This is a genomic window from Arthrobacter sp. CAN_A6 (assembly GCF_015751715.1).
Taxonomy (GTDB): Bacteria; Actinomycetota; Actinomycetes; order Actinomycetales; family Micrococcaceae; genus Arthrobacter_D.
In genome coordinates this window covers 548581-565487 of sequence record NZ_JADOUV010000002.1, presented here as the reverse complement: position 1 = coordinate 565487, position 16907 = coordinate 548581, and the positions used below count along the sequence as shown (strand labels likewise).

Annotated in this window: 13 protein-coding genes and 1 tRNA gene; 8 read left to right on the top strand and 6 right to left on the bottom strand. The window is 66.5% G+C overall.

Translation table 11 applies throughout. From position 1 onward, the window contains the following. Positions 1 to 15: 15 nt before the first annotated feature. The 5 genes from serA to ilvD form a co-directional block, all read right to left on the bottom strand. On the bottom strand, positions 16 to 1608 hold the full coding sequence (gene serA / locus IWX75_RS06030) for a phosphoglycerate dehydrogenase (RefSeq protein ID WP_196821309.1): 1593 nt from the start codon (positions 1606 to 1608) through the stop codon (positions 16 to 18). 96 nt (positions 1609 to 1704) lie between these two features. Continuing rightward, a complete protein-coding gene (ilvC, locus tag IWX75_RS06025) occupies positions 1705 to 2730 on the bottom strand; it encodes a ketol-acid reductoisomerase (RefSeq protein ID WP_196821308.1) in 1026 nt (341 codons plus the stop codon). Positions 2731 to 2806: 76 nt separating this feature from the next. Beyond that, the gene (gene ilvN, locus IWX75_RS06020) at positions 2807 to 3319 is read right to left on the bottom strand and encodes an acetolactate synthase small subunit (RefSeq protein ID WP_196821307.1); all 513 of its coding nucleotides are present in this window, start codon (positions 3317 to 3319) and stop codon (positions 2807 to 2809) included. A gap of 2 nt (positions 3320 to 3321) precedes the next feature. After that, positions 3322 to 5217, bottom strand: coding sequence for an acetolactate synthase large subunit (locus tag IWX75_RS06015; protein WP_196821306.1), 1896 nt, complete (start codon positions 5215 to 5217; stop codon positions 3322 to 3324). A 297-nt stretch (positions 5218 to 5514) separates the two neighbouring features. Then, positions 5515 to 7218 (bottom strand): dihydroxy-acid dehydratase, encoded by a 1704-nt coding sequence (ilvD, locus tag IWX75_RS06010; RefSeq protein ID WP_196821305.1) that lies wholly within the window; start codon positions 7216 to 7218, stop codon positions 5515 to 5517. Positions 7219 to 7404: 186 nt separating this feature from the next. On the opposite strand from ilvD, the gene IWX75_RS06005 reads away from it, so the two are divergent. After that, a complete protein-coding gene (locus IWX75_RS06005; protein ID WP_196821304.1) occupies positions 7405 to 7878 on the top strand; it encodes a hypothetical protein in 474 nt (157 codons plus the stop codon). Positions 7879 to 8000: 122 nt separating this feature from the next. Here the strand turns inward: IWX75_RS06005 and IWX75_RS06000 are convergent, their stop codons facing one another. Then, positions 8001 to 8975, bottom strand: coding sequence for a 2-hydroxyacid dehydrogenase (locus tag IWX75_RS06000; protein ID WP_196821303.1), 975 nt, complete (start codon positions 8973 to 8975; stop codon positions 8001 to 8003). A gap of 116 nt (positions 8976 to 9091) precedes the next feature. On the opposite strand from IWX75_RS06000, the gene IWX75_RS05995 reads away from it, so the two are divergent. From IWX75_RS05995 to IWX75_RS05970, 7 genes are all read left to right on the top strand, one after another. Next, a complete protein-coding gene (locus IWX75_RS05995; RefSeq protein WP_196821302.1) occupies positions 9092 to 10285 on the top strand; it encodes a PQQ-dependent sugar dehydrogenase in 1194 nt (397 codons plus the stop codon). 93 nt (positions 10286 to 10378) lie between these two features. Beyond that, positions 10379 to 10451, top strand: a tRNA-Lys gene (locus IWX75_RS05990). Between the two features lie 775 nt (positions 10452 to 11226). Next, on the top strand, positions 11227 to 11361 hold the full coding sequence (locus tag IWX75_RS17645; protein WP_334684137.1) for a hypothetical protein: 135 nt from the start codon (positions 11227 to 11229) through the stop codon (positions 11359 to 11361). Next, on the top strand, positions 11352 to 12470 hold the full coding sequence (locus IWX75_RS05985) for a glycosyltransferase (protein ID WP_196821301.1): 1119 nt from the start codon (positions 11352 to 11354) through the stop codon (positions 12468 to 12470). Before IWX75_RS17645 ends, IWX75_RS05985 begins: the two co-directional genes overlap by 10 nt. Next, complete coding sequence (locus tag IWX75_RS05980; RefSeq protein WP_196821300.1) at positions 12470 to 12637, top strand: hypothetical protein; 168 nt, start codon at positions 12470 to 12472, stop codon at positions 12635 to 12637. The genes IWX75_RS05985 and IWX75_RS05980 overlap by 1 nt, the downstream gene beginning before the upstream one ends. Then, entirely contained in the window at positions 12634 to 14133 is a 1500-nt protein-coding gene (locus IWX75_RS05975) for an ArnT family glycosyltransferase (protein ID WP_196821299.1), read from the top strand. Before IWX75_RS05980 ends, IWX75_RS05975 begins: the two co-directional genes overlap by 4 nt. Next, the gene (locus IWX75_RS05970; RefSeq protein WP_196821298.1) at positions 14130 to 16901 is read left to right on the top strand and encodes a galactose oxidase-like domain-containing protein; all 2772 of its coding nucleotides are present in this window, start codon (positions 14130 to 14132) and stop codon (positions 16899 to 16901) included. Before IWX75_RS05975 ends, IWX75_RS05970 begins: the two co-directional genes overlap by 4 nt. Positions 16902 to 16907: the final 6 nt, after the last annotated feature.

Below are 16907 nucleotides of genomic sequence, written 5' to 3'. Positions count from 1 at the left end.
GCCGTCCTTTCGGACCTAGTCGTGCAGATCTACTTCGCGGGCCACGCTCGCGCCGATTTCGGTCCGGATGGCGTCGAGCACATCCTGCGGCACCGAACTGTCGACGGTGAGGAGGGACAGCGCCTGCCCGCCCTCGTTGTTCCGGGCCACCTGCATTCCGGCGATGTTGATGTTCCGTTCACCGAGGAGGCGGCCGAGCGTCCCGATCACGCCGGGGCGGTCGGCGTACAGGATCACCAGGAGGTGCTCGCTGATAGGGATTTCGAGGTCGTAACCGTTGACGCCCACGAGCTTTTCGATCTGCTTCGGGCCCGTGAGGGTGCCGGCCACCGAGATCTGCGTGCCGTCGGACAGCGCCCCCCGCAGCCGGAGCACGTTCCGGTACTCCTCCGACTCGGAGGTGGTGATGAGCCGCGTGCTGATGCCACGCTGCTCCGCCAGCAGCGGCGCGTTGACATAGGACACCTGCTCCGAGACGACGTCGGTGAAGACCCCCTTGAGTGCCGCCAGCTCGAGCGCCTTCACGTCGAGCGAGGCGATCTCACCTGCCACCTCGATCTCGACCGAGGTGAGCGAGTCGTGGGTCAGGGCGGTGAAGATACGACCCAGCTTCTCCATCAGCGGGATGCCGGGACGCACCTTCGGATCGATCACCCCGCCCGCCACGTTGACGGCGTCGGGCACCAGTTCACCCGCCAGGGCGAGCCGCACCGATTTCGCCACTGAGATGCCGGCCTTTTCCTGTGCCTCGTCGGTGGACGCCCCGAGATGGGGTGTCACCACCACATTGTCGAGGGCGAAGAACGGGAGGTCGGTGCTCGGCTCGGAGACGAACACGTCGATGCCGGCCCCTGCAATCCGTCCTTCGGCCAACGCGGTGTGCAGGGCTGCTTCATCCACGAGACCGCCGCGCGCCACGTTGACCACGTACGCCGTCGTCTTCATCTTCTCGAAGGCCGCGCTTCCGAGCATGCCCAGGGTTTCCGGGGTTTTCGGCATGTGGATGGTGACGAAGTCGGATTCCCTCAGGAGTTCATCGAGGCTCACGAGCCGCACGTTCAGCTGCTGCGCCCGGGCGGAGGTGATGTACGGGTCGTACGCGAGGATTTCGGTACCGAAGCCCTGCATGCGCTCGGCGACAAGTGCGCCGATGCGGCCGAGGCCGATGATGCCGATCTTCTTCTCGTACAGCTCGATTCCCGAGTACTTCGACCGCTTCCACTCCCCCGCCTTCAACGCACCGCTGGCCTGCGGGATGTTCCGCGCAAGGCTGAGAATGTGACCCACCGTCAGCTCAGCTGCCGAGATGATGTTCGACGTCGGCGCGTTGACCACCATGACGCCGGCGCTCGTGGCGGCCTTGATATCGACGTTGTCGAGGCCGACTCCGGCACGCGCGATGACCTTCAGCTTCGGCGCCGCTGCGATGGCCTCGGCGTCCATCCGCGTGGCTGAGCGCACCAGCACGGCGTCGACGTCGGCGAGGGCTGCGAGCAGGCTGGAGCGGTCCGCCCCGTCCGTGCTGCGGATATCGAAGTCCGGTCCGAGCGCCTCGACGGTGGCAGGTGAAAGTTCCTCGGCGAGCAGGACAACAGGTTTTGGGTTCACGAAAGAAAGATCCTTGCAGCTGGTGGGATGAAAACGGGTGATACACCCTGACAGGGCGCACCGTCCGGCGCGCCCTGTCGGTGATGGCTGGTGGTGCTAGCGGGCTACCGAGCCTTCGGTGTAGTCGTCATTCGTCTTGATCCAGGAGAACAGCTTGCGCAGTTCGCGCCCGGTGCTCTCGATCGGGTGGTCCTCACCCTTCTTGCGCAGGGCTGTGAACTCGGGAGCACCGGCATCCTGGTCGTCGATGAAGCGCTTGGCGAAGGCGCCGTTCTGGATGTCGGCGAGGACGGCTTTCATGTTCTCCTTCACCGACGGGTCGATGACGCGGGGACCCGACACGTAGTCGCCGTACTCGGCGGTGTCGGAGACGCTCCAGCGCTGCTTGGCGATGCCGCCCTCGACCATCAGGTCGACGATCAGCTTGAGCTCGTGGAGTACCTCGAAGTAGGCGACCTCGGGCTTGTAGCCTGCCTCGGTGAGCGTCTCGAAGCCGTACTGGATGAGCTGCGAGGCGCCGCCGCACAGCACTGCCTGCTCGCCGAAGAGGTCGGTTTCGGTCTCTTCGGTGAAGGTGGTCTCGATCACGCCGGCGCGGGTTCCACCGATGGCCTTCGCGTAGGAGAGCGCGAGCTCCCTCGCCTTTCCGGACGGGTTCTGCTCGACCGCGATCAGGTCGGGGACGCCGCGCCCGGCCTCGAATTCGCGGCGGACGATGTGGCCCGGACCCTTGGGTGCGACCAGGGCGACGTCGACGTCGGCCGGTGCCTGGATGTAGCCGTAGCGGACGTTGAAGCCGTGCCCGAAGAACAGGGCGTCACCGGCCTGCAGGTTCGGCGCGATGTCCTCCTTGTAGACGTGGCGCTGGACCTGGTCCGGGGTGAGCACCATGATGAGGTCGGCTTCCGCGGTTGCCTCGGCGACCGAAAGGACGCGAAGCCCCTCCGCTTCGGCCTTGGCGCGCGACGCCGAGCCCTCCTTCAGGCCCACGCGCACGTCGACGCCGGAATCGCGGAGGCTGAGCGCGTGGGCGTGGCCCTGGCTGCCATAGCCGATGACGGCGACGGTGCGTGCCTGGATGATGGAAAGGTCTGCATCGTCGTCATAGAACATCTCGGTCACGGGTGTTTCTCCTCTAGGTGGATGGTGCTGGAAATGGTTACGGTTCGAACAGCTCGCGCGGCGGGCTCGGGCGGGCTCAGGCGGTGCGCAGGGCGCGGTCGCTCATCGACTTCGCGCCACGGCCGATCGCGAGGGTGCCCGATTGGACGATCTCGCGGACGCCGAACGGCTCGAGGACGGACAGCAGGGCGCTGAGCTTCTCCGGCGTTCCGGTGGCCTCGATGATGAGCGAGTCGGTGGAGACGTCGACCACCGACGCTCGGAACAGGTCGGCCGCCTGGGTCACCTGCAGCCGGGTTGCGGCATCAGCACGGACCTTGACCAGGATGTGGTCACGCTGCACCGATGTCTCGGGAGTCAGCTCAACGATCTTGAGAACGTTGATGAGCTTGTTGAGCTGCTTGGTGACCTGCTCGAGGAGGTCGCCCTCGGCCTCGACCACCACGGTGATCCGGGACATGCCCGCAATCTCCGTGGGGCCGACGGCGAGGGAGTTGATGTTGAACGCACGGCGGGCGAAGAGGCTCGCGACGCGCGTCAGGACGCCCGGAACGTCTTCGACAAGGACGGAAAGCGTATGACGGGCCATGGTTAGTCCTCCTGCTCCCACTGCGGGGTCATGTTCCGGGCAATCTGGATGAGGTCGTTGCTGACGCCGGAGGGCACCATCGGCCAGACCATCGAGTCGCGGCTCACCACGAAGTCGACGACGACGGGGCGGTCGTTGATCTCGAGGGCCTGCCGGATGGTGGCGTCGATGTCCTCGTCGCGCTCACAGCGCAGACCCGCACAGCCGTAGGCATCCGCGAGCTTGACGAAGTCGGGGACCCGCGCGGTGTCGTGGCCGGTGTTGAGGTCGGTGTTGGAGTAGCGGCCCTCGTAGAACAGGGTCTGCCACTGCCGAACCATTCCGAGCGAGGAATTGTTGATGACCGCCACCTTGATGGGAATGTTGTTGATGACGCAGGTGGCGAGTTCCTGGTTGGTCATCTGGAAGCAGCCGTCGCCGTCGATGGCCCAGACCACTCGGTCCGGGTTTCCGACCTTCGCGCCCATGGCCGCGGGCACCGAGTAGCCCATGGTGCCGAGCCCTCCCGAGTTGAGCCAGGAGTCGGGGCGCTCGTACTGGATGAACTGGGCAGCCCACATCTGGTGCTGTCCGACTCCAGCGACGTAGACACCTTCGGGTCCGGTGATCTCACCGATCCGCTTGATGACCTGCTGGGGTGCTGAAAGGCCGTCGTCGGGCTGGACGAAGCCCATGGGATAGGTTTTCCGAAGGTGATTCAGGGTGTTCCACCACGCGGTGATGTCCGGAGCATCCCCGGCAGCATGCTGGTCCCGCACCGCCTGGGTCAGTTCCGGGATGATCTCCTTGACGGAGCCGACGATCGGGACGTCCGCGGTGCGGTTCTTCGAGATTTCCGCGGGATCGATGTCCGCGTGGATGACCTTCGCCCCCGGCGCGAAGCTTGAGAGGACGCCGGTGACGCGGTCATCGAACCGGGCCCCGAGCGTGATGAGGAGGTCGGCCTGCTGGAGCGCGGTCACGGCGGAGACCGCTCCGTGCATACCCGGCATGCCCACGTGCTGGTGGTGCGAATCAGGGAAGACGCCGCGGGCCATCAGTGTGGTGACCACTGGGGCGCCGACGAGCTCGGCGAGTTCCTTCAGTTCCGCTGCGGCATGGGCCTTCATGACGCCGCCACCCACATAGAAGACGGGCCGGGTCGATTCGGCGATCAGCCGTGCCGCCTCGCGGACCTGCTTGGAGTGTCCGCGCAGCACCGGCCGGTACCCCTGGAGTTCCACTTTCGGCGGCCAGGAGAAGGTCATCGAACCCTGCTGGGCGTCCTTGGCGATATCGACCAGCACTGGGCCGGGGCGACCGGTGGAAGCGATATGGAAGGCCTCTGCAAGGACCCGGGGGATGTCGACGGGGTTGGTGACCAGGTAGGAGTGCTTGGTGATGGGCATGGTGATGCCCACGATGTCGGCTTCCTGGAACGCATCCGAACCGATGAAGGCGCTGGACACCTGTCCGGTGATGACGACCATGGGAACCGAGTCCATGTGCGCGTCGGCGATCGCCGTCACGAGGTTCGTGGCCCCCGGGCCCGAGGTCACGATGCAAACGCCGGGTTTACCGGTCACCATTGCGTAGCCCTGGGCTGCGTGGCCGGCACCCTGTTCATGCCGGACGAGGATGTGGCGCAGCTTGGTGGACGCCATCAGCGGATCGTAGGTCGGCAGGATGGCTCCGCCCGGAAGCCCGAAGATGTCGTCGACGCCGAGCTCTTCGAGGGAGCGGACGATCGCCGCCGATCCGAGCATCTGGATGGGGCCCACGACCTTGTTCGGTCCGCGGACCGCGCTCGCCGGGACTGCAGGCTGCGCTGCATCCCTGCCGGAGGGTGCCGACGGTGCGGCTGGTGCGGCTGGTCTTGCTGCCATCAGCGCAGGGCTGATGGGCGATCCCTTGGACATCGGTAACTTCCTTTGGAACGGTACTGCACGAACTTCCTGGACACTGCGCTTCTGCCGGTTCCAACAAAAAAACCCCTCAGCCCGGTGAGGCTCTGTGAGGGGTTGCGCGTGACGTAAAGTCGACCGGTCGGGCTTTAGGCCACGCGCTGGGTAAGGACGACGACTACGGATACAAGCTGCATACCTGTAGTTTCCACGCACCCGGGAAAGGGTGTCAACTGCCTCCCTGCCCATCTCACATACTGGACAGGGAGTCCAGTTAGTGGACATTAACCCGAGCATCCGACGTTCCGGCCGCTACCCGCAGTAGGCACCGGTCGACGCCGAGTGGACGAGCTTGGCGTACTTCGCGAGCACGCCCTTGGTGTACCGGGCGGGGAGCGGCTCCCAGCCCACCCTGCGCTCCTCCAGCTCGGCCTCGTCGACGAGCAGGTCGAAGCTCTTGGCCGCGATGTCGACCCGGATGCGGTCGCCGTCGCGCACGAACGCGATGGGACCACCGTCGACCGCCTCGGGCGCGACGTGTCCGATGCACAGGCCCGTGGTGCCGCCCGAGAAGCGTCCGTCGGTCAGCAGGAGTACATCCTTGCCGAGGCCCGCACCCTTGATGGCGCCGGTGATCGCGAGCATCTCGCGCATGCCCGGCCCGCCCTTCGGTCCCTCGTAGCGGATCACGACGACGTCGCCGGCGTGGATGCGCCCGGCGTCGAGCGCCTCGAGGGCACCGTTCTCACGCTCGAAGACGCGCGCGGTGCCTTCGAAGACGTCGGCATCGAAACCGGCGCTCTTGACCACGGCACCCTCGGGCGCCAACGAGCCATGCAGGATCGTGATGCCGCCGGTCTTGTGCAGCGGGTTGTCGAGTGCGCGGAGGATCTTGCCGTCGAGGTCCGGCGGGTTGATGTCCGCGAGGTTCTCCGCGAGCGTCTTGCCGGTGACGGTCAGGCAGTCGCCGTGCAGCAGCCCGGCGTCGAGCAGTGCCTTCATGATCACCGGCACCCCACCCACCTTGTCGACGTCGAACATCACATAGCGCCCGAACGGCTTGAGGTCGCCCAGGTGCGGGATCGTGTCACCGATGCGGCTGAAGTCGTCGAGCGTGAGTTCCACCTCGGCCTCGCGGGCGATCGCCAGCAGGTGCAGCACGGCGTTCGTCGAACCGCCGAAGGCCATGGTGACCGCGATGGCGTTCTCGAAGGCCTTCTTCGTCATGATGTCGCGTGCCGTGATGCCGAGGCGAAGCAGGTTCACGACGGCCTCGCCGGACTTCTGCGCGAACGCGTCGCGTCGGCGATCGACCGAGGGAGGTGCGGCGGACCCGGGCAGTGACATCCCGAGGGCCTCGCCGATGCAGGCCATGGTGTTGGCGGTGTACATACCGCCGCATGCACCCTCCCCGGGACAGACGGCGCGTTCGATGCTGTCGAGGTCCTTGAGGCTCATCGTGCCGGCGGCGCAGGCACCCACCGCCTCGAAGGCGTCGATGAGGGTGACTTCCTTCTCCGTGCCGTCCTCGAGCTTTGCGAAGCCCGGCATGATGGTGCCCGCGTACAGGAAGACGGAGGAGAGGTCGAGGCGTGCGGCAGCCATCAGCATGCCGGGCAGCGACTTGTCACAGCCGGCGAGGAGCACGGACCCGTCGATGCGCTCGGCCTGCATGACCGTCTCCACGGAGTCGGCGATGACCTCCCGTGAGACGAGCGAGAAGTGCATGCCCTCGTGACCCATCGAGATGCCGTCGGAGACGGAGATGGTGCCGAACTGCATGGGGAAACCACCGGCCGCACGGACACCTTCCTTCGCGCCCTCCGCCAGGCGGTTGAGGGACAGGTTGCAGGGCGTGATCTCGTTCCAGGAGCTCGCGACGCCGACCTGCGGCTTGGCGAAGTCGTCGTCGCCCATTCCCACAGCACGAAGCATGCCGCGTGCGGGCGCCGCATGGATGCCGTCCGTGACGATGCGGCTTCTCGGTTTGATGTCAGGAGTTGTTTCCACGCTCATGGGTCAAAGTCTAGGCCCACAGGCGCTCCCCGCCGTGCTCTATGACCCCGCTGTTACTCGTTGGAAAGGGTCGAAAGAGCCCGGGCGGTACAGTGGAAATCCGGGGGCCGGCACTTGAGGTGGCCACCGGCTGTGCGCCCAGCACTTCATGCGAACCTGCTGGTATCCCTACCTTGATGGCGTGATATGACTTCCGACGAGGCCGGCGGCCGATTCGAACAACTGCACGGAGAACGTGGCCTGAAGAACGCCCTGCGGCGCGTCTTCGACACGCAGATCCCCAATTACGGTGACTACAACCTGGTGTTCGCATCGCATGAGCGGGAGGAAGGCGAGCTTCGGCCTCCCCTCAACGCTGTGGGTTCCTATGTGCTCGGCTACCGCTGGCAGCCGGCCGAGATCATGATGGCGCCCGTCGACGTGGCAAGCGTCTCCGGAGCCGGAATCCCGGTCGAGGTCAATATGACCAACCTTGCGCACGCGCTGCAGTGGAATGACGGCAGCTACGAGGTGGGCACGAGCACCGGCCGCATCTTCCGGTTCCGGGTCCGTCCGCAACCCACGCTCGACGTCGGGCCGGGTAACGCACTCGTGCTCGAACAGGATGAGGACGTGATCGACTTCGACGCCTTCATGGAGGCGTTCATCGCGATGGCCTAGGTGCATCGGCCCAGGTTCATCGGCCCCGGATGGAGCCGTTCAGCCAGCTGTGATCAGCCAGCGGCGCCGATCAGCCGGCGGCCGCGATCAGTCTTCGGCTGTGATCCGCCCGGCGGCTGTGATCAGTTTTCGGCCCACGGACCGGCCTGCACCAGGTTGACGGGCGCCCCGCCCTCCCCCAGCAGCCGTATCTGCCGGTCGAGCAGCCGAACGATCCGTGGCCAGAAAGCGCCGGTGTTGCCCCCGACGTGCGGGGTGATGATCGCCCCCTCCTGCTTCCACAGGGGATGGTCCGCCGGCAGCGGTTCGGGGTCGACGACGTCGACCGCGGCCCGCAGCCGCCCTGCTGCCACCTCCCGGGTCAGTGCGTCGGTATCGACCACGGCTCCCCGAGCCACGTTGACGAGCAGTGCGCCGTCCGGCATGGCGGCGAGGACCTTCCGGCTGATCAGGCCGCGCGTGGCGTCGCTGAGCGGGGTGATCACGATGATGACGTCGTGGTGCGGCGCCAGGGCAGCGAGTTCCGATGAGGCGTGGACATGCCCGGAGGCGTCGTCGCGCGCCGTACTTCCCACCCTCGTCAGGACCACCTCGAACGGCTCGAGGCGCCGCTGGATCTCGACGCCGATGCCACCGACCCCGACGAGCAGAACGCGGCGGTCCGCGAGTCCGGCATACCGGCGGGACTCCCAGACGCCCCGCTGCTGGTTGCGGACGGCGACGTCGATGCCCCGCAGCGAGGCGATGGCAAGCCCGACGGCAAGCTCGGCAGTGGCTGCGGCATGCACGCCTGCCGCAGTGGCGATCGCAGTATCGGAGGACACGAGCGCCGGCACGCCGTCGTAACCGGTGGACTGGGTCTGCACCAGTTTCAGGTGCGGCACGCTGGCCAGCGCCGGTCCCGGATCAGCGCCGCCCCCGTAGGGAAGGACGACGGCGTCGATGGTGCCGCGCGCCGTACCCTCGGGTTCGGAGCCCAGATCCCAATGGACGACGTCGATGTTCGGACTGGAGTCGACGAGCGCGTCCCGCAATTCGATGGTAGGAACGGTGAGCGTGGCGACGGGGCGGCTCGATGGCCGGAGGCGGTGCTGCATGCGCCAAGCCTAGTTGGAGGAAGCCGGGACGGCGTGCCGCTCTCCCCGATCGGGAACGTTCTCCCCGGGTAACGGACTTCTGGACTCTCCGGAAGGCTGCCCGTAGGGTCGGAACCATGCTTGGCGAAAGCGTTCCTCCCGGCGTCCGCGTGGGTGGGCTCTTCGTGCTCCTCGGCCTCCTCGCCGGCTGCTCCGGTGGATCCAGCGCTGAACCGATCTTCCAGGGATCGGCTGCACCCGAATCGGGCGTGTCGACGGCACCAGCCGCTTCGGCCGGACCTGCCGCTTCTGCGTCGGCGCAAGCTCCCGGAACCGCCTCGGGCGAAGATGTCCCGTCGTCCGCGGATCCCGCCGTCCTGCCCGCGGTGGCCTACGACGGCGATGAAGTGACAGGGCTCGGCGTGCCCTGGTCCATCGCCGTCCTTCCGGACGGGGCGCTCCTGTTCTCCGACCGGGAGACCGGTGAAGTCACGCGGGCGGCGGCCGGTGAGACCACCGTCGTCGGCGCACTGCCCGACGCCGCTGATGCCTCCGGCGAGGGCGGCCTGCTCGGGCTCGCCGTCGCCGGCGATTTCAGCGACAACCCGGTGGTGTACGCGTACTACACCTCCGCCGATGATAACCGCGTGGTGCGGATGGCGTACGAGGACGATGCGCTGGGTGAGCCCGAGGACGTCCTGACCGGCATTCCGAAGGGAAACATCCACAACGGCGGCAGGATCGCTTTCGGCCCCGACGGCCGGCTGTACATCGGCACGGGAGACGCCGGCAACGGCCGCAACGCCCAGGACCCGGACAGCCTGGGCGGGAAGGTGCTTCGACTGGCGCCGGACGGAAGCGTGCCCACCGACAATCCCACCCCCGGGTCCCCGATCTACAGTCTGGGCCACCGCAACGTGCAGGGGCTCGCCTGGGACTCCGAGGAACGGTTGTGGGCCACGGAATTCGGGCCCGACGTCGACGACGAACTCAACCTGGTGGTTCCGGGCAGCAACTACGGCTGGCCGGAGGTGACGGGCGCGCCGGGCAGGGACGGGGTCGTTGATGCCCAGGTGGTGTGGCCTTCCACCGCGACCTCGTCCCCGAGCGGCATGACGATCATCGATGACATGGCCTACATCGGCGGCTTGCGCGGGCAGCGGTTGTGGCAGGTGCCGCTCGCCGGCGGGGAGGCCGGCAGGCCCGTCAGCCATTTCGACGGCGAGTTCGGACGCCTGAGGGATGTCGCGGAAGGGCCCGACGGCGGCTTGCTCGTCGCCACGAACGAAAACGACGGCGGTGCGCGGATTCTTCGGGCAGCGCTCGACTGAGCGGTGCGATTTCGGCTTTCCGGCGCGATGCTGGTAGAGTTTCTTGCTGTTGCGGATGACCAAGTCAGCCGCGAATCGCAGGAAAAATGCCAAGCACCTCTAGCTCAATTGGCAGAGCAATTGACTCTTAATCAATGGGTTTCGGGTTCAAGTCCCGAGGGGTGCACTGCGAAACCCCGTACTTCCAGTCTCGCCGCTGGCAGTGCGGGGTTTTGTTTTGCCCTCTTGACACCCTTCAGGTGCCGGAGCCCTCTGAGGTCCGAAGGCCCAAGAGGTTGGAGCTGTGTGTTGCGACCGCCCTGCTCGTCACCTCTGCCGTTGCGGGATCGCCTCTGGCCGGATCCTCGACGGGGAGTAGCTCTCGGGTGGAAATGGCCGCTGCACGACGCAGGATCTCGCCCTCCTGCTCCAGCAATCGCGTCCGCCTCCCAGCCCCTCGGGCACTGCATCGCTTGTACATGCTCACAAGTCAGAAGTCAAGCCGCCCGAGGGCAGTCCCAGTAGGTTCCGCCGAAGATTCCAGTACCGGTTACTCGTGCCCATGGCTGACAGCCGAACCATGCTTTGTACTGTACGCAAATTCGAGGCGCAGTCACCCCCTTTCTGATCACCGATCGGGCGGCCCTGAAGCGCCTTCGCATGTGGACAGACGCAGTCCAAATCTGAGCACTGGCAACCCACACATCCGAGTGGCCGTAGTCACGTCCCTCCTGATGCCGTGGCTTACTCCCATGGTTAAACGGGCTTGGCAGGGCACCCAGATCCACCAGCTTCAAGGAGGTCTCAATCAAACTTCGTCAACGCTTCAGAACCGACCGACGGGCCGTCACGGCAGGAGCACGAGCCAAAAGTGACGGCGATTCCAACGCTGCTGACCATTCACCGCATCCGCCGCTCCACCAGCCACGTGCTTGTAATCCACTCCAGGAGGAGCAGCAGTCATGACTTCCACCAGAGATGCGCCCGCTGCGCTGCCGGTTCCCGAGCCGCAGGAGCAGTCTCAGCCCGAGCCGCAGGAGCGGCCCAAGGTGTGCTGCTACGCCGGCCTCCAGCACGGAGGTCCGTCGTGCAACTGAGCAACGACCTCCGCCAGAGGCCGCTCGCGCAAGCGGTCGAGGAGCCCCGGTCGCCTGCGCGAGTGATCGCACTCATCCCTGCGCACAACGAAGAGATCGGGATCGCACAGACGATCGACAGCCTGCGTCGCCAGACCCAGGCTCCCGACCACATCCTCGTGGCGGCGGACAACTGCACCGATGGCACGGTGGACATCGCCAGAGCGATGGGTGTGGAGGTCCTGGAAACCTGGGACAACACCGCCAAGAAGGCTGGAGCGCTCAATCAGGGACTCGCCAGGATCCTCCCCGCTCTCCGGCCTCACGACGTCGTGCTGATGATGGATGCTGACAGCCGTCTGAACCACGACTTCGTGGCTGCCGGCATGGCCTACTTCGAGCACTGGCCGCTGCGGGGTGGGATCAGTGGCTCCTACGTCGCCGCTGACCACCCGTCACGCGTGGCCCTGCTGCAGAAGATCGAGTACACCCAGGGCCTGCGCTCGGTCCACCGCCGTGCCGGACGCATCCATGTGCTGTCGGGCGCAGCCACCATCTTCACCGTCGAAGCGCTACGCAGAGTGGCCGAGATGCGAGGCAGCAGTGTCATCCCAGGAGCGAAGGGGATGGTCTACGACGAGTCCTCACTCACGGAGGACTACGAGCTCACCGTGGCTCTGAAGCGGGTGGGCTACGACCCACGGTGCGCTATCGACTGCATCGTTGACACCGACGTGATGCCGACATGGCACGACTGGATGGTCCAGCGACTGCGTTGGCAGCGGGGGACGCTGGAGACCCTGTTCACGTATGGATTCGTTGAACACACCCGCAAGGCCTGGGCCATACAGACGTGGACCTACTTCCGCACCATCATCCCGCTGCTGATGCTGGTGACCTGGGCCTACGCCCTGACGTTCGAGACGGTGGCGTTCCACCCGTTCTGGCTGCTCATCATCCCGGTGTTCATGCTCGACCAGCTGGTCGCCACCTGGAACGCAGGATGGAAAGCGCGGATCTACGCCACTCTCATCATCCCGCTGTGGGTCTACGAGACGTACCAGTCGGTCGCGTACTGGAAGGCGCTTCGCCTTGCCCTGCGCGGCGGAGAAAAGGAGTGGCTGACCTGATGGATACATTTCTGGGCCTCCTGGAGGAGGTCACGCACGACGGCTTCATGGCCGGGGTCGCCGGGCTGACGGCTCTCACGCTGGTGATCCTCGGGATCGCCATCCGCCGCATCCTGCCCAAGCACGAGCGCGACACCACACTGCCGCCGAGGAGGGAGCTCACATGACCGACACCCTTACCCACCCGGTCGACGCGTACCGTCGCCCGGCCTGGAACGAGGCCGTCACCCAGGCCCTGCCGCCCAAGCTCCAGGTCGAGAGCACGCCGCGCTGGGTGGGCCGCGCCCCGCTGATCGCGCTGCTGGCCCTGCTGTCCTTACTCAGCCTGCGGCTGTCCAACACCGCCTTCATCGATGAGGCGCTCTACATCAACGCAGGGCACGACTACCTCACGCACTGGCTGACGGGCGACGGCGTCGAGGGGTACGGCGACTCCTTCTCCGGCGTTCCGTTCGTCTACCCCGTGCTCGCTGCCGTCCTGGATACCCTCGGAGGGCTCCTGCTGGTCAGGGGGTTCAGCCTGCTCTGCGTGCTGACGGCGACCATCTTCGTCTACCGGGCGCTGGCAGACCTGGGGTACCGGAATGAGGGCATGTTCGCCGCTACTGCCTTCGCGCTGACCGGCCCCGTCGTGTTCACGGGCGCCCTGGCCACGTTCGACGCTCTGGTCATCGCCATGCTCGCAGCCGCGTTCTGGACGGGCGTTCAGAAGGGGTGGGCATCAGCAGTGACCACCGGCGCGATCCTCGGCCTCGTTCCCGTCATGAAGTACACCGGCGCGATCTTCATCCCGGTCGTGCTCGGCGTGGTGTTCCTGACCTCGCCGCGCTGGCGCGCAGTGCTGGCCGGCGTCATCGCGGCGGCGATCCCTGGTGCCGCCTGGCTGGCCTGGTCAGATCAGATCGCCGCAGGCATCGCGTTCACCACGGCCGATCGAATTGCGCTCAGCCCGCACTCCACGGGCGAATTGGTGGCGTGGCTGGTGCTCGACATCGGCATCCTCCTTCTCCTCGCACTGGTCGGAGTACTGCTGCTGGCCCGGCGGGGGCGGGGTCACGCCGTGCTGGGACTGGGGCTACTCGGCGGGGGCATGGCGCTGCCCGCCGCGCAACTGATCCTTGGCGAGGGCGTCTCCTTCGACAAGCACATGGCGTACTCCGCGCTCTTCCTGGCTCCCCTGGCCGGCTACGCCCTGGCGCAGCTGTCTAGGCGCACATGGAAGCTACTCCCGGTGACCGTGCTGCTATTGACGGCCCTGCTGCTCGGGGTTTCCCGCTCCGACGCCATGTACAACTCCTGGGTCAGCGTCCAGCCCGTCCTTAAGGCAATCGAGGAGGACTCCGCGCCGGGGATCTACATCTCCTCGGCGACGGATCCCCTGAAGTACCACCTGCGCGACCGCCCCGAGATCACCTGGGAAACGACCTTCTCCCTCTATCCCCAGGGGGAGGAAGCCATCAGGGTGGCCGTGGAGGATCAACGGTTCCAGTCCGTCATCCTCCGCTCTGCCAGCACTGGGGCGCCCGACCAGGACGCAGGACAGGCCGTACTGCTTCAGGCCCTCCGGAACAGCGCGTACTACGAGGTCACCGCAACCATGCCCGCTCGCGAACACACGGAGACCGACATGTGGCTCGTCTTCACCAAGAAAGAGACAGAATGAACACCCGTCAAAAGCGAGCAGTCGCGTTCGCTGCCGCACTGAGCCTGGGGGTTCTGGTCGTGCCGTCGGCGTTGCCCACGCCGGCCAACGCGGCCCCGTGCCCCTGGGTCGACGTCGGCCCGACAGCCTGCGTGGACGTTCAGCTGATCTCCCCCAAGAACGGCGCTGTGCTCACCGGAGCCGTCGCCCTGGAGTCCACGGCCCGTCAGCTTCAGGCCCCACGGGGCAACATCGTCAAGGTCGAGTGGTGGCTGTACCACCCGAGCTTCATGCAGCAGAACCCGAACAACCACGAGGGCAAGGTCCTCATGACCGAGACCCTCGCGCCATCGAGCGGAACTCGGCTCAACGGCACCTGGCGAGGCACCTGGACCGTGCCCGAGAACCGCACGGTGACTACCCGCGACGGTGATTACGAGCACCCCGGCACCAGGACCTACACCCTGCCGACCACCGGCACGTACAAGATCGAGTCCCATGTCCTGGACGAGGAGTGGACTCGCACATCCGGAGGGCCTGCCGGTCGCACGCCACCGATCACGGTGACGGTCCCGGGCGGGAGTACTGCGCCACCGCTACCCCCGCCGACGACGGTCAACGATTCGACGGCCACCGTCAACGGCCAGTCCCGACCGATCAACGGCACCAACAGCTACCGCGCGGCGGGCTCCCTGGTCCGCTACACCAGGACCGCGAACCAGACCGCCTCTCCTGCCAATCAGTGGGGTGCCGAGGCGGCCGTCGTTGGAGGCAAGGTCACGGTCTTCAACGATCGTCAGGCGACCGGCGCGCCGGGTCTGGCAATCCCTGAGGGCGGCTTCGTGCTATCCGGCCACGGCGAGTCGCGCACCTGGCTCATCGCCAACGCCAAGGTCGGTGCCACGGTGGCGTCTCCCGCGTCAGGCAGCACCGTCCCGTCACCGCCACCGACGCCCGCGCCCGATGCGTGCACCGGCTTCACCGGCGAATACTTCAACAACATCGACCTGAGTGGCGCTCCCGCCCTGACTCGATGCGACGCCGAGATCAACTTCTCCTGGCCCGGTGCAACCGGGGCCGGAGCGGGGCTGGATGGGACGAACGACTCGACCCGGTGGACCCGGACGGTCGACCTCCCCGCCGGCGACCAGACCTTCACCATCACCAGTGACGACGGCCTGCGCGTGAAATTGGATGGGGTAACCATCATCGACGCCTGGAAAGACCAGGGTCCGTCGACTTACATGGCCACCCGTAGCGTGGCTGCCGGGGCTCACACCGTTGTCGTGGAGCACTACGAGCGCTACGGTGATGCCGCCGCGCGGTTTGTCATGGCAGGCGGGGTAGCGACGCCGCCCCCGACCACCGGCCTCGCGGCCACGGGGCGCTGGACGACTCCGTCCAGCATGCCAGGGCGCGCGATGCACGCCACCCTGCTGCGCGACGGTCGCATCCTGCTGATCTCGGGCTCGGGCAATGACTGGGAGGGCCAGTTCCTCCCAGGCACCTTCGAGACGCACATCTGGAATCCGACCACCAACACCTACACCAGTGTCCCCACACCGGAGGACATGTTCTGCTCCGGGCATGTGACGCTCCCGGACGGGAAGATCCTCGTCCAGGGCGGCACGGATGCCTATGCGGGAACCCCGGAGAGCGCGTCGTACAAGGGTCTGAAGTCGTCCTACCTTTTCAACCCGGCCACAAATACCTACATCAGGACGAACGACGCGATCGAGGGCCACTGGTATCCCACCCTCACCAAACTGGAAACCGGCGACGTCTGGATGGCTGGTGGCTACGACGAGAACGGGGGCGGCTCGACCGCAACCGAGCTGTTCAACTTCTCCCAGAGCCGCTGGCTCGCGCGCACCGAGGTTCCTCAGACCAACCGCTACCTGGGCACCTACCCGCACATGTTCCTCATGGCGGACAGCCGGATGCTCTACACCGGGGGCCACACCTTCGGTGACGCGCAGCCCGGGACCGGGTCCTTCATCTACGACTGGCGCAAGGCGCAGATCGGCGACATCCCCGGCCTGCGCGTGCCGCAGCTGCGTGACCAGGCAGGTTCGGTGCTCCTGCCCCCGGCACAGAACCAGAAGTTCATGATCGCCGGTGGTGGCAGCACGGACTTCGGCGGCGCGACCAACACGGTCGACATCGTGGACATGAACCAGGCCAACCCGGTCTGGACACCTGGTCCCAATCTGCCCGGGACCGAGGGCCGCATGTACCTCAACCTCACCAACCTGCCCGACCGCAGCGTCCTGGCAAGTCACGGGGCCACGGGCAACCGGACCGGTGATGTCAAGCGCGCGGCGATCTACTCGCCGGTCAGAAACACCTGGGCCGAGGTGGCCGCCGATCCGATCGGGAGGAACTACCACTCCGCGACACTGCTGCTGCCCGACGGGCGCGTCGTCGCCATCGGGTCCAACCCGCTCGACGGATCCTTCGAGAGCCGGCTGAGCGTCTACGAGCCGCCGTATCTGTTCAAGGGCGACCGCCCGACCATCGAGACAGCCCCGACCGACACGACATACGGGCAGGCGTTCGCACTGGGCACCACGGGCAACGTCATGAGTGCCTCACTCACGAGTCCGGGGTCGGCCACGCACCAGACGGACACCAACGCCCGCCTGGTGGACCTGCCACTATCGGGCGGGGCCGCCAAGACCGCCACTATCCCCGCCAACCGGGCACTCCTGCCGCCCGGGCCGTACATGCTCACAGTCCTGGACGACAAGGGGGTCCCCTCGGTGGCTCGCTGGATCAACATCCGATGAGGAAGA

What these genes read in the sequence shown, in the direction of transcription:
- ilvN (WP_196821307.1), bottom strand. Translation starts at nt 3,319, where the DNA reads ATGGCCCGTCATACGCTTTCCGTCCTTGTCGAAGACGTTCCGGGCGTC.
- IWX75_RS05995 (WP_196821302.1), top strand. Translation starts at nt 9,092, where the DNA reads ATGCTTGGCGAAAGCGTTCCTCCCGGCGTCCGCGTGGGTGGGCTCTTC.
- ilvD (WP_196821305.1), bottom strand. Translation starts at nt 7,218, where the DNA reads ATGAGCGTGGAAACAACTCCTGACATCAAACCGAGAAGCCGCATCGTC.
- IWX75_RS17645 (WP_334684137.1), top strand. Translation starts at nt 11,227, where the DNA reads ATGACTTCCACCAGAGATGCGCCCGCTGCGCTGCCGGTTCCCGAGCCG.
- IWX75_RS06000 (WP_196821303.1), bottom strand. Translation starts at nt 8,975, where the DNA reads ATGCAGCACCGCCTCCGGCCATCGAGCCGCCCCGTCGCCACGCTCACC.
- IWX75_RS05980 (WP_196821300.1), top strand. Translation starts at nt 12,470, where the DNA reads ATGGATACATTTCTGGGCCTCCTGGAGGAGGTCACGCACGACGGCTTC.
- IWX75_RS06015 (WP_196821306.1), bottom strand. Translation starts at nt 5,217, where the DNA reads ATGTCCAAGGGATCGCCCATCAGCCCTGCGCTGATGGCAGCAAGACCA.
- IWX75_RS05975 (WP_196821299.1), top strand. Translation starts at nt 12,634, where the DNA reads ATGACCGACACCCTTACCCACCCGGTCGACGCGTACCGTCGCCCGGCC.
- IWX75_RS05970 (WP_196821298.1), top strand. Translation starts at nt 14,130, where the DNA reads ATGAACACCCGTCAAAAGCGAGCAGTCGCGTTCGCTGCCGCACTGAGC.
- IWX75_RS06005 (WP_196821304.1), top strand. Translation starts at nt 7,405, where the DNA reads ATGACTTCCGACGAGGCCGGCGGCCGATTCGAACAACTGCACGGAGAA.